This is a genomic window from Duganella sp. P38 (genome assembly GCF_050859475.1).
Lineage (GTDB): Bacteria > Pseudomonadota > Gammaproteobacteria > Burkholderiales > Burkholderiaceae_D > Rugamonas.
In genome coordinates this window covers 1,427,427-1,439,389 of the sequence record NZ_CP193936.1, presented here as the reverse complement: position 1 = coordinate 1,439,389, position 11,963 = coordinate 1,427,427, and the positions used below count along the sequence as shown (strand labels likewise).

Annotated in this window: 13 protein-coding genes; 4 read left to right on the top strand and 9 right to left on the bottom strand. The window is 63.4% G+C overall.

The window, feature by feature from the left end:
• The first annotated feature begins 48 nt into the window (after positions 1 to 48).
• Positions 49 to 804, top strand: a complete 756-nt coding sequence (gene zapD, locus ACRQ5J_RS06625; protein WP_432381987.1) for a cell division protein ZapD — start codon at positions 49 to 51, stop codon at positions 802 to 804.
• An 8-nt stretch (positions 805 to 812) separates the two neighbouring features.
• Positions 813 to 986 (top strand): DNA gyrase inhibitor YacG, encoded by a 174-nt coding sequence (locus tag ACRQ5J_RS06620; RefSeq protein ID WP_432381985.1) that lies wholly within the window; start codon positions 813 to 815, stop codon positions 984 to 986.
• 80 nt (positions 987 to 1,066) lie between these two features.
• On the opposite strand, the gene mutT is transcribed toward ACRQ5J_RS06620, so the two are convergent.
• The 4 genes from mutT to clpP form a co-directional block, all read right to left on the bottom strand.
• Positions 1,067 to 1,462: an 8-oxo-dGTP diphosphatase MutT gene (mutT, locus tag ACRQ5J_RS06615; protein WP_432381983.1), complete on the bottom strand. Its 396-nt coding sequence runs from the start codon at positions 1,460 to 1,462 to the stop codon at positions 1,067 to 1,069.
• Complete coding sequence (locus tag ACRQ5J_RS06610) at positions 1,459 to 2,328, bottom strand: ATP-binding protein (protein WP_432381981.1); 870 nt, start codon at positions 2,326 to 2,328, stop codon at positions 1,459 to 1,461. Before ACRQ5J_RS06610 ends, mutT begins: the two co-directional genes overlap by 4 nt.
• A gap of 1 nt (position 2,329) precedes the next feature.
• On the bottom strand, positions 2,330 to 3,568 hold the full coding sequence (argJ, locus tag ACRQ5J_RS06605) for a bifunctional glutamate N-acetyltransferase/amino-acid acetyltransferase ArgJ (RefSeq protein WP_432381979.1): 1,239 nt from the start codon (positions 3,566 to 3,568) through the stop codon (positions 2,330 to 2,332).
• A 70-nt stretch (positions 3,569 to 3,638) separates the two neighbouring features.
• Entirely contained in the window at positions 3,639 to 4,247 is a 609-nt protein-coding gene (gene clpP / locus ACRQ5J_RS06600) for an ATP-dependent Clp endopeptidase proteolytic subunit ClpP (RefSeq protein ID WP_432381978.1), read from the bottom strand.
• Between the two features lie 140 nt (positions 4,248 to 4,387).
• Between clpP and ACRQ5J_RS06595 the strand changes: the two genes are divergently transcribed.
• The gene (locus ACRQ5J_RS06595; protein WP_432381976.1) at positions 4,388 to 5,023 is read left to right on the top strand and encodes a sigma-70 family RNA polymerase sigma factor; all 636 of its coding nucleotides are present in this window, start codon (positions 4,388 to 4,390) and stop codon (positions 5,021 to 5,023) included.
• A gap of 5 nt (positions 5,024 to 5,028) precedes the next feature.
• Here ACRQ5J_RS06595 and ACRQ5J_RS06590 read toward each other — a convergent pair whose 3' ends face one another.
• From ACRQ5J_RS06590 to secA, 4 genes are all read right to left on the bottom strand, one after another.
• Entirely contained in the window at positions 5,029 to 5,511 is a 483-nt protein-coding gene (locus tag ACRQ5J_RS06590; protein WP_432381974.1) for a nuclear transport factor 2 family protein, read from the bottom strand.
• Between the two features lie 3 nt (positions 5,512 to 5,514).
• Positions 5,515 to 6,183 (bottom strand): hypothetical protein, encoded by a 669-nt coding sequence (locus ACRQ5J_RS06585; protein WP_432381972.1) that lies wholly within the window; start codon positions 6,181 to 6,183, stop codon positions 5,515 to 5,517.
• 24 nt (positions 6,184 to 6,207) lie between these two features.
• A complete protein-coding gene (locus tag ACRQ5J_RS06580; protein ID WP_432381970.1) occupies positions 6,208 to 7,383 on the bottom strand; it encodes a sensor histidine kinase in 1,176 nt (391 codons plus the stop codon).
• A 79-nt stretch (positions 7,384 to 7,462) separates the two neighbouring features.
• Positions 7,463 to 10,246 carry a preprotein translocase subunit SecA gene (gene secA, locus ACRQ5J_RS06575; RefSeq protein WP_432381968.1) on the bottom strand — a complete coding sequence of 928 codons (2,784 nt, stop codon included), beginning with the start codon at positions 10,244 to 10,246 and terminating at the stop codon, positions 7,463 to 7,465.
• A 220-nt stretch (positions 10,247 to 10,466) separates the two neighbouring features.
• Between secA and ACRQ5J_RS06570 the strand changes: the two genes are divergently transcribed.
• Positions 10,467 to 10,940 carry a DciA family protein gene (locus tag ACRQ5J_RS06570; protein ID WP_432381966.1) on the top strand — a complete coding sequence of 158 codons (474 nt, stop codon included), beginning with the start codon at positions 10,467 to 10,469 and terminating at the stop codon, positions 10,938 to 10,940.
• 84 nt (positions 10,941 to 11,024) lie between these two features.
• On the opposite strand, the gene lpxC is transcribed toward ACRQ5J_RS06570, so the two are convergent.
• Positions 11,025 to 11,960, bottom strand: coding sequence for a UDP-3-O-acyl-N-acetylglucosamine deacetylase (lpxC, locus tag ACRQ5J_RS06565; protein WP_432381964.1), 936 nt, complete (start codon positions 11,958 to 11,960; stop codon positions 11,025 to 11,027).
• Between the last annotated feature and the right edge of the window lie 3 nt (positions 11,961 to 11,963).

Here is an 11,963-nt window from a genome sequence, read left to right as displayed (position 1 = left end):
AATCACGAGAATTAATTGCTGCATATCCATCTATAGAGGGATGTTATTTTGATCGTCTACGAATATCCTTTCAACGAGCGCATCCGCACGTTGTTGCGCCTGGAGGATTTGTACGAGAAATTCAAGTTCTTTGTGCATCAAGAACATCCGATGCAGCACCACGTTGCGCTGGCCACCATCTTCGACATGCTGGAAGTGGCCGGCCGCGCCGACCTCAAATCCGATCTTTTGCAGGAACTGGAGCGCCAGCGCCAAACGCTGCTGGGCTACCGCATGAATCCCAACGTCGAAGCGCAGATGCTGGACGCCATCCTGGCCGAAGTGGACAGCGTCAGCAGCGCGCTGGTGGCCGCCCAGGGCAAGACCGGCCAGAACGTGCGCGAAAACGAATGGCTGATGAGCATCCGCGGCCGCACCATCATTCCCGGCGGCGCCTGCGAGTTCGACCTGCCCTCGTATTACGCCTGGCAGCAGCGCCCGGCCGAGGCGCGCTTCAACGACATCATCAACTGGTTCACGCCGCTGGCGCCGCTGTTCGATGCGCTGGCGCTGGTGCTGCGCCTGCTGCGCGATTCCGGCGGTCCGGTCAAGATGATCGCGGTGGCCGGCAGCTACCAGCAGATGTTGCAGGGCAAGGTGTACCAGATGCTGCGGCTGACGCTCGATGCATCGCAGGGGGCGATTCCGGAGATATCCGCCAACAAGTACATGCTGTGGGTGCGCTTTACCTCGCAGGGCGGCGACCTGAAACCCAAGCCGCTGGAAGATGATGTACCATTCGAGCTTACGCTGTGTAACTTCTAAAGGTTGAAATGGTCACCGTAGTTGAATGCCCGACCTGCTCCGCGAAAGTGGAGTGGAAGCCGGAAAACAAGTATCGCCCGTTCTGCTCGGAACGCTGCAAGAAAATCGATCTCGGCGCCTGGGCCGAGGAAAAGTACGCCATCGCCGCCGCCCCGCCGAAAGATCCCAACGACGAGGAGTAAGCACCGTCGTCCCCGCGCAGGCGGGGACCCATGGAACGCTTGCCCAGCATGGGTTGCCGCCTGCGCGGCAACGACGCCGGTCAGTAGCGCACCTGCTCCAGCCACTCCAGCAAGGGTATCGTGGCCGGCAACAGCGGCTCCACGCCCACCGTCCCCTGCCACGCGAACGCCTGCCCTTCCAGGCTTTGCGGCTCGCCCGACCAGTCGCGGCTAATAAAGAAATGCAAGCGCACATGCGCGTGCGGATAAACATACTCGACGCCGCACCACTCCTCCGCGCTGTGGATGGTCAGCCCCAGCTCCTCGACGAACTCGCGCTGCAGCGCTTGCAGAACAGTCTCGCCCGGATCGACCTTCCCGCCCGGGAATTCCCAGTAACCGTCATACGGCTTGCCGGCCGGGCGCTGGCCCAGCAGCACATCGCCGTTCGGCTTGATCAGAATGCCGACGGCCACATCAACAGGCTTGTGCGTCATGCCAGCTTCCCCGCGTAATCCTTGGCGAACTGCCACGCCACGCGGCCCGAACGCGAGCCGCGCTGCAAGGCCCAGCGCAAGGCATCGCCGCGCGCCGCCTCGATCTGCGCCTCGCTGCAGCCCAGCGACGACAGCCAGTGCGCCACAATGGTCAGGTAATCGTCCTGGCGGAAAGGATAGAACGTCAGCCACAGGCCGAAGCGCTCGGACAGCGAAATCTTTTCCTCCACCGTCTCGCCCGGATGCAGGTCGCCGTTTTCGTCGTGCTTGTAGCTCATGTTGTCGGACATGCGCTCCGGCAGCAGGTGGCGGCGGTTCGAGGTGGCGTAGATCAGCACATTGTCGGACTGCGCCGAGATGCTGCCGTCCAGCGCCACCTTCAGCGCCTTGTAGCCGCTTTCGCCCTCTTCAAACGACAGGTCGTCGCAGAAGATGATGAAGCGCTCCGGCCGCCCGGCGACCAGGTCGACGATATCGGGCAGCTCGGCCAGGTCGGCCTTGTCGACCTCGATCAGGCGCAGGCCATCCTTGGCGAACTGGTTCAGGCAGGCCTTGATCAGCGACGACTTGCCGGTGCCGCGCGCGCCGGTCAGCAGCACGTTGTTGGCCGGCTTGCCGGCGACGAACTGGCGCGTGTTCTGCTCGATCTGTTCTTTCTGCGGGCCGATGTGCTGCAAATCGTCCAGCGCGATGTTGGACACATGCGCCACCGCCTGCAAATAGCTCGGGCCGTTGGTGCGCTGGCGCCAGCGGAACGCGTGGCCGCGCTCCCACTCCGGCTGCGGCGCGGCCGGCGGCAGGATCGCTTCCACGCGCGCCAGCAGCGCCTCGGCGCGCGCCAGGAATTGTTCGAGGGCAGCCGACATCTTACGAGCGGTAGTCGGCGTTGATCGACACGTAATCGTGCGACAGGTCGCAGGTGTAGACGGTGGCCGAGGCGTTGCCGCGCGCCAGCTTCACGCGCACGGTGATTTCCGCCTGCTTCATCGCGCGCTGGCCGTCTTCTTCCTTGTAGTCCGGATTGCGGCCGCCGTTCTTGGCCACCCACACGTCGTCCAGGTACAGATTCAGCTTGGACACATCCAGATCGTCGACGCCGGCGTAGCCGATGGCGGCCAGGATGCGGCCCAGGTTAGGGTCGGACGCGAAGAAGGCGGTTTTCACCAGCGGCGAGTGGCCGATCGAGTAGGCGATCTTGCGGCACTCTTCCACGCTGGCGCCCTCTTCCACGATGATGCTCATGAACTTGGTGGCGCCTTCGCCGTCACGCACGATGGCTTGCGCCAGGAACAGCGACAGTTCGGTCACCGCGTCGCGCAGCTGCGCGTATTCCGGCTGATCGACCGAGCTGATCTCCAGCGTGCCGGCGCCGGTGGCGATCAGCATGAAGGAATCGTTGGTCGAGGTATCGCCGTCGATGGTGATGCAGTTGAACGAGTGGTTGGCCGCGTGCCTGACCAGTTCGTCGAGCACCGGCTGCGCCACCTTGGCGTCGAACGCCAGGTAGCCCAGCATGGTGGCCATGTTCGGCTTGATCATGCCGGCGCCTTTCGAGATGCCAGTCATGGTCACGCTGTGGCCGCCGATGGTGACGGTGCGCGAGCCGGCTTTCGGCTGCGTGTCGGTGGTCATGATGGCTTCGGCGGCGTTGAACCAGTTGTCGGCCTTCAGGCCGGCCACGGCTTGCGGCAGGCCGGCGATCACTTTGGCGGCCGGCAGCGGTTCCAGGATCACGCCGGTCGAGAATGGCAGGATCTGCGCCGGCTCCACGCCCAGCTGCGACGCCAGCGCCACGCAGGTCTCGTTGGCCAGCGACAGGCCCAGCTCGCCGGTGCCGGCGTTGGCGTTGCCGGTATTGACCAGCAGCGCGGCAATCGGCTTGCCGCTGGTTTTGGCGGCGGCCAGGTGCACCTTGGCGATCTGCACCGGCGCCGCGCAGAAGCGGTTCAGCGTGAATACGCCAGACACGGTCGCGGTCGGCGCCAGTTTCATCACCAGCACGTCCTTGCGGTTCGGCTTCTTGATACCGGCTTCGGCAAAGCCGATTTCAACACCGGCGACAGGCTTCAGTTCGGAGGCGATGGGCAGAGGGGAATTGACGGCCATATGTGTGATCTCAGTGGGTGGAAAGATGAGCCGCTATTGTAATACCTCATGCCCCGGGCGCGCAGCTTTGCTAGAAATTGCTGGCAGGCACCGTCTCACGCGAGGCCAGCACATGGTCGATCAGGCCGTACTCGGCGGCCTGGGCGGCGGACATGAAGTTGTCGCGGTCGGAGTCCTTCTCGATCTGCGCCAGCGGCCTGCCGGTGCGCGCGGCCAATATGGTGTTGAGGCGGTGGCGCTGGTACAGCATCTCGCGCGCCTGGATGTCGATATCGGCCGCCACGCCCTGCGAGCCGCCGTGCGGCTGGTGGATCATGATGCGGGCGTTGGGCAAGGCGTAGCGCTTGCCGGTGGCGCCGGCCGCCAGCAGGATGGAACCCATGCTGGCGGCAAAGCCGGTGCACAGCGTGGACACTTGCGGCTTGATGAACTGCATGGTGTCGTACACCGCCATGCCGGCGTACACCGAGCCGCCCGGCGAGTTGATGTAGAGCGAGATGTCCTTGTCCGGGTTGTCCGATTCCAGAAACAGCAGCTGCGCGACGATCAGGTTGGCCGATTGCTCCGTCACCTCGCCGACCAGGAAAATCACGCGCTCCTTGAGCAGGCGCGAGTAGATGTCGAAAGCGCGCTCGCCGCGCGCGGTTTGTTCGATGACGGTGGGCACTAACGCGTTCATGATGGTCCTTTCAGGGTAAAGTACCTGTTTGACGCCGGCGGCCGGCCTTGGTGTGACGGCTGAAAAAATATTTCGCCGGCGTGTCACACCCTGCCCGCGCCGGGCGTCAAGCGGGAACCAGCCTGTTGAGGAGTTTCGTCATGCCACCAGCCATTGATACGGTTTTGTTCGAGCAATTGCGGCCGCGCCTGAAAGCGATCAGCGCCCGCATTGTCGGCAGCGAGGCGGAGGCCGAGGATGTGGTGCAGGATTGTTTCCTGAAATGGCACAACGCCGAGCGGCAATCGGTGGCGACGCCGGCCGCGTGGCTGACCACCGTGGTGCGCCACCAATCGATTGACCGCCTGCGCAAGCGGGCACGGGACGCGCTGGCAGCCAACACGGCGGCGGAGCTGACGCCGGGCATACCGCCTGTATCGCCGGAAGACACCATGTTACGGCGCGCCGAACTGGCCGACGCGCTAGCCTGCCTGCTGGCCTTATCGCCCGCCGAGCGCCTGGCATTGGTGCTGCACGAAGTATTTGAATGCGAACACGCCGACATCGCGGCGATCCTCGGCGCCAGAGCAGCGAACGCGCGCCAGCATCTGGCCCGCGCGCGCCGCCGCCTGCGAGAACAACATGAAACAACGCCGGAAGAAAAATTAAACCGCGAACTGGTACACCGCTTCCACGCCGCCATTCACGGCCTGGATGCCCCGGCCGTGGTGCGGCTGCTGACCGATATCCAGCCAAGCGCCAGCGCCAACGACGCCGGTTACCGGCAGGCGGCATAGCGCGGCTACTTGTCCGGCGCGTCAACGTGCTCGTAGCTGAAGATGCGCGACACTTTCCAGGCGCCGTCTTGCAGCACCATCAACTGCGTGAAGTAGGCGCGGCCGACTGGAAACTCTGGCTTGTCATTCGGCGCCACGAAGAATTGGTGTTCGCCGGAGACCAGCACGCCGTAGATCGTCTCGCCATTGCGCATCGGGAAGAAGCGGACGCTGCCAGGTATGGCCGCGCGGCGCAGCTTGTGCTCGGCAGTCTTCATGCCGTCGTTGACCGCGGCAAGCGCCTGCTTGCCGATCAGCGTGCCGCCACGGTCGTGATAGAACTCGACATCGTCCGCGAGGAAGGAGTTCATCTTGTCGGCATCGCCTTTGTTGTAGGCGGCCCAATACGCATCGTCGGCCTGCTTCGCACCTGCTTCCCAGTCCGCTTGCGCGGAGGCCTGCGACGCGATCAGTACGCATGCTGCGAAAAGAACATGGCAAATGCGCATCGCTTATTCCCCGGCCAGGCAACGGTTGCAGGCCGCCTCGGTGTAGCGGCTGCGGCAGACATTTTTATTCGGGTTCTCGTGTTCGATCTTGCGCCAGCGCGTGCAGGTTTCCTTGGACAATACGTCTATCGCCGGCGTCTGCTGCTGCACGACGCGGCCCTTGCTGACGCTCATGCGGCCGCCATCGTCATCGACGCGCAGCTCCAGGCCGTGCTGCTTGTTGGCCAGATTCAGCACGCCGACGCCATTCTCGTCCGGCCCGGCGATCAGGCTGGCGACCATGTAGTGCTTGGAGTCCAGCGACAGCATCGCGTTGTCGTGGTCGAAGGTGACGTAGCCGCCACGCTCGTAGCCATCCTTATCGTAGATCATGAAGCCGGCCGCCTCGCCGCCGCGCTTGGCCACGCGGCCGCCGTACATCACCGCGTCCGGCATGTCGCCGCTCATGCGCGCGCGCACCACGCCGTTCTTGTCGACGATGGTGATATCGCGCGCCTGAATCGTGCCGAACACCTCGTTCTTCAACGCGATGCTGGCCGTCGCCGTGCCCAGCAGCGTCACCAGCAAGGCGCCGAGCAAACCGACACCCTGGCGCTTGACCTGCCTGCGCAGCCGCTTGTTTTCTTCCTCGCATGCCGCGACGCGCAGCATCAGCTCCTCTACACCCTGCATTCCTTCTCCCAGAATAATCATCGCTCAGGGGCGATGTGTGAACGATAGGTAAAACGTGGTCGCCTCGTCGTTCGATACGACCTCCAGCACGCCGCCATGCGACAGCGCGATTTCCGAGGCGATGAACAGCCCCAGGCCAAGGCCCTGCTTGCCGTCCGCCGTCGCCGAGCCCCAGAACGGCTTGAACAGCTGCGCCAGCGTATCGGCCGGAATCGCCGGCCCGCTATTGGTCACCGCCATTTCAAACATGCCGTTGGCCTGACGCACCTCGACCCGCACCGGCGCCGTCGGGCTGCCGTGGACGAGCGCGTTCTTCAGCAGGTTCGACAGCAGTTGCACCAGCCGCGCGGCGTCGCACAGCAAGGCGATGCCGGCCGGCAGCACGGCAACGATCTCGCGTTGCGGATACACGCTGCGCAGCTCGTCGATGGCCTGCTGCAACGGCGCCTCCAGATTGCTTTCGTGGCGCAGGTTGAGCGAGATGCCGCCGCCCATGCGCCCGCGCGCGAAATCGGTGACATCATCGACCAGCGCGGCAATGCGCTGGCTGCTCCGCTGCATCATGTCCAGCAGCGGCGTCAGCGACGCCGGCGCGCGGTGACGCAGAATCTCGGTGCCGTTCATGATGGTGCTGAGCGGCGTGCGGATGTCGTGCCCCAGCACGGCGATGAACTGCTCGCGCAGCTTGGCGGTCTTCATTTCGTCGCTGAGGGCGGCCTGGGCTTCGTCGAGCACCTCCTCGCTGGCCAGTTGCCGACTGATCAGCTCGGCAAACAGCAGCAGCGTCTTGCGCGTGGCCTCGCGCGTCAGCTCGGCCTGCTCGGGATCGAAGCCGAACAGCGAGCCGAAATACTCGCCGCTGGGCCGGTACAGCGCGATCGAGAAATAACTCTGGAAACCGTACAGGCGCGGCGTGTGATGGTCGCGGTACTGCTCGCTGTCGCGTACCGAATCGATGATGACGGCGCAGCCGGTATGCTGCACTTCCTCGCACAGCGTGGTCTTGATGTCGAGCTCGCTGCCGACCGACAGGCCGTAGTTCAGCTTGTCCAGCATGGCGCACAAATGCCATGACGACGGCGTCACCCGGGCGATGCCGACGAAGCCCAGCCCGGTTAGCTCGGCCACCGCCTCCAGGATCGTCGGCACAGCGCTGATCTTGGCGATAGTCGCGATGTCCGCGTCCAGGGTCTGCTTCATGCTGCGCCTCCGTTATCGACATAAAAAAACCCGTAAAGCCTTGCAACTTTACGGGTTCATTGTCTATCAGCCTGCCGCTTTACGCCAGCTTGCCGTGGCAAGCCTTGTATTTCTTGCCGCTGCCGCATGGGCATGGGTCGTTGCGGCCGACCTTCAGGCCCAGCTCCATCAGCTGCTCGCCGGTCAGGTTTTGCAGTTCCGGCGGCAGGTTGGTGAATTGCGGCGGCGCCAGCAGTTCTTCCGGCGCCGCGTTCGGGTTGAAGTCGGCGTGCTGGTAGCTGACGTTTTCCACGTGCGACTGCTGCATCGCCGCTTCGGCCGCGTCGATCTCTTCACGCGACTGGATGCGCACGGTCATGATCAGCTTGACGACTTCGTTCTTGATCATGTCCAGCATCTGGCCGAACAGCTCGAACGCTTCGCGCTTGTACTCCTGCTTCGGATTCTTCTGCGCATAGCCGCGCAGGTGGATGCCCTGACGCAGGTGATCGAGCGCGGCCAGGTGTTCGCGCCAGTGCGAGTCGACCGATTGCAGCATGACGTTGCGCTCGAAGCCGGCGAACGATTCCTTGCCGACGATGTCCACTTTCGACTGGTACAGCGCATCGGCGGCAGCCAGCACGCGCTCGACGATTTCGTCGTCGGTCAGGTTGGGCTCTTGCTCGATGATCTTGGTCAGCGGCACGTCGAGCTGCCATTCGGCCGCCAGCGCCGCTTCCAGGCCTTTCAGGTTCCACTGCTCTTCGACCGACTCGGCCGGCACGTATTCGCGCACCAGGTCGGTGAAGGCGCCGTGGCGCAGCGACTGGATCAGTTCCGAAATATCGGTCGCTTCCAGCAGCTCGTTACGTTGCTGGTAGATGACTTTACGCTGGTCATTGGCGACGTCGTCATATTCCAGCAGCTGCTTGCGGATGTCGAAGTTGCGCGCCTCCACCTTGCGCTGCGCGGTTTCGATCGAACGCGAGACGATGCCCGCCTCGATCGGCTCGCCTTCCGGCATCTTCAGGCGGTCCATGACGGCGCGCACGCGGTCGCCGGCGAAGATGCGCAGCAGCGGATCGTCCAGCGACAGGAAGAAGCGCGACATGCCCGGGTCGCCCTGGCGGGCGGCGCGGCCGCGCAGCTGGTTGTCGACGCGGCGCGACTCGTGGCGCTCGGTGCCGACGATGTGCAGGCCGCCGGCGGCCACCACTTGTTCGTGCAGCGCCTGCCAGCCGTCGCGCAGCGATTGCGCTTGCGCGGCCTTGTCGGCGTCGCTCAGGTCCGGATTGGCCTCGATGAACTGGATTTGCTTTTCAACGTTACCGCCCAACACGATGTCGGTACCGCGACCGGCCATGTTGGTGGCGATGGTGATGGCTTTCGGCGAACCGGCCTGGGCGATGATCTCCGCTTCGCGGGCGTGCTGTTTCGCGTTCAGCACGTTGTGCGGCAGGCCGGCCTTGGTCAGGATGCCCGACAGCAGCTCGGAATTCTCGATCGAGGTGGTGCCGACCAGCACCGGCTGGCCGCGCTCGTAGCACTCGCGGATTTCCAGCATCATCGCGTTGTACTTTTCCTGCGCCGATTTATACACCTGGTCCTGGCGGTCCTTGCGGGCCGATGGACGGTTAGGCGGCACCACCACGGTTTCCAGGCCGTAGATTTCCTGGAATTCATAGGCTTCGGTGTCGGCCGTGCCGGTCATGCCGGCCAGCTTGGCGTACATGCGGAAATAGTTCTGGAAGGTGATCGAGGCCAGCGTCTGGTTCTCGTTCTGGATCTTCACGCCTTCCTTGGCCTCGACCGCCTGGTGCAGGCCGTCGGACCAGCGGCGGCCGGTCATCAGGCGGCCGGTGAATTCGTCGACGATCACCACTTCATTGTTCTGCACCACGTAGTGCTGATCCTTGAAGTACAGCGCGTGCGCGCGCAGCGCCGCGTACAGGTGGTGCACCAGCGTGATGTTGGCCGAATCGTACAGCGAAGCGCCTTCCGCCAGCAGGCCCATCTGGGTGAGGATGGCCTCGGCCTTCTCGTGGCCGGCTTCAGTCAGCAGCACCTGGTGCGCCTTCTCGTCCTTGGTGTAATCGCCCGGCACTTCGACCTTGCCCTTGCCGTCGGCGGTTTCCTCGCCCACTTGCAGCGTCAGCAGCGGCGGCACTTCATTGATCTTGTAGTACAGGTCGGTGTGGTTCTCGGCCTGGCCGGAGATGATCAGCGGGGTACGGGCTTCGTCGATCAGGATCGAGTCGACTTCATCGACGATGCCGAAGTTCAGCACGCGCTGCACGCGGTCCTTGGCGTCGAACACCATGTTGTCGCGCAGGTAGTCGAAACCGAACTCGTTGTTGGTGCCGTAGGTGATGTCCGAGGCGTAGGCCTGCTGCTTGGCCGAGTGCTCCATCTGCGACAGGTTGATGCCGGTGGTCAGGCCGAGCCAGCCGTACAGCTTGGCCATGGTCTCGGCGTCGCGCTGGGCCAGGTAATCATTGACGGTAACGATGTGCACGCCCTTGCCGGACAGCGCGTTCAGGTAGGCCGGCAGGGTTGCGGTCAGGGTCTTGCCCTCGCCGGTGCCCATCTCGGCGATTTTGCCGTAGTGCAGCACCATGCCGCCGATCATCTGCACATCGAAGTGGCGCATCTTCATCACGCGCTTGGACGCCTCGCGGCAGACCGCGAAGGCCTCCGGCAAAATCTGGTCCAGCGTCTCGCCGGCGGCGAGGCGTTCCTTGAAGGCGGGCGTCTTGGCTTGCAGCTCGGCGTCCGACAGTTTTTCCATTGCCGGTTCGAGCGCATTGATCTCGCGTACCGTTTTTTGGTATTGCTTGAGCAGGCGCTGGTTGCGGCTGCCGAAAATCTTGGTCAGAAAAGACATGCTTGAATTCTTGTAAAAACGCCGTTAAAAAAGCCCTGCGCCTTGCTGCTCGGAGTTGGACTATGGCAAAAGACGATGATTTTATCACGCGTCCGGTGCTACATTGGGTTATTAGCCTATATAACAATAGCCCAAAGGTGAACAATGTCACAAAATCAAGCAATTTTAACCGCTGGTGACGACTTTGGGGCGCTGGACGATCTGTGATATGTTTCGCCGCATGCGATTCAACTCCTCCAACATCTCGCTCAAGCGGCCGACGGCGGTTGGCGCCACCGACTTCCTGCGCCGCCACGACCGCATGGCGGCGCTGCTGCCGGCCGTCGAGCGCATGGCGCGCCTGCAAAAAGACTGCGCCGACTGCCTGCCGGCCATGTTCCAGCATGCCGAGATCCTCTCGTTCGAGGACGGCCAGTTGCTGCTGTCGCTACCGACCACCGCGCTGGCGGCCAAACTGAAGCAACAATTACCTAAATTACAAGAAACGCTGGTGCGGCGCGGCTGGCAGGTAACTGGCGTGCGCATCAAGGTGCAGATGACCAAGGCGGTCGAAATCAAGGAAAAGATGCGCGCACTGGAACTGCCGCCGGCGGCGGTAGAAGCATTCGATCAATTGAGCGCGTCGCTGGAAGCCAGCCCGCAGAACAGCGCGCTGATCGAAGCGGTCAAAGCCATGGTAGCCCGCCGCCGCTAACCCGGGGTCAGGTCTGACATTCGCACACGGGCTCAACTGCGTAGCAGTTGAGCCCGTGTGCGAATGTCAGACCTGACCCCGGTTTTAAGTTAGCGCCCACTCGCGCGCCATCTGGCGCACATAGGATTGCGGGGCGGCGTCGTTGCTGTCGAAGGTGACGATTTCGTAGGCGTCCGGGTGCTTGAGCAGCTCCAGCAGCAGCTGGTTGTTCAGGCCGTGACCGGATTTGTGCGCTTCGTAGCTGGCCAGCAGCGGGTGGCCGATCAGGTACAGGTCGCCAATGGCGTCGAGGATTTTGTGCCGCACGAACTCGTCTTCGTAGCGCAGCCCGTCCGAGTTGAGGATGCGGTATTCGTCCATGACGATGGCGTTTTCCAGCGAGCCGCCCCGCGCCAGGCCGATGCCGCGCAGCATTTCCACGTCCTGCATGAAACCGAACGTGCGCGCACGCGCCACGTCGTGCACATACGAGACGTCGCCGAAGTCGACCGTCGCGCGCTGCTGCGTGCCGTCCACCGCCGGGTGGTTGAATTCGATGAAGAAGTCGAGCTTGAAGCCGTCGTGCGGCAGCAAACGCGCCCATTTTTCCTGCTCGCCCGTGCCCTGGCGAATTTCCACCGGCTTTAGCACACGGATGAATTTTTTCGCCGCCGGCTGCTCCAGCACGCCCGCCTGTTGCAATAAGAATACGAAGGACGAGGCCGAACCATCCATGATCGGGATTTCCTCGGCGCTGACTTCGATGTACAGATTGTCAATGCCGAGCCCGGCGCAGGCCGACATCAGGTGTTCGACCGTCGACACGCGCGCGCCGTCCTTGACCAGCACCGAGGCCATGCGGGTGTCCCCCACCGCCATCGCGCTCGACGGGAATTCCACCACCGGCGACAGGTCGACGCGGCGGAACACGATGCCGGTATCCGGCGCGGCCGGGCGCAGGGTCAGCTCGACCTTGGTGCCGGAGTGCAGGCCCACACCCGTGGTGCGGACCAGTTCTTTGATAGTGCGTTGTTTTAACATCAG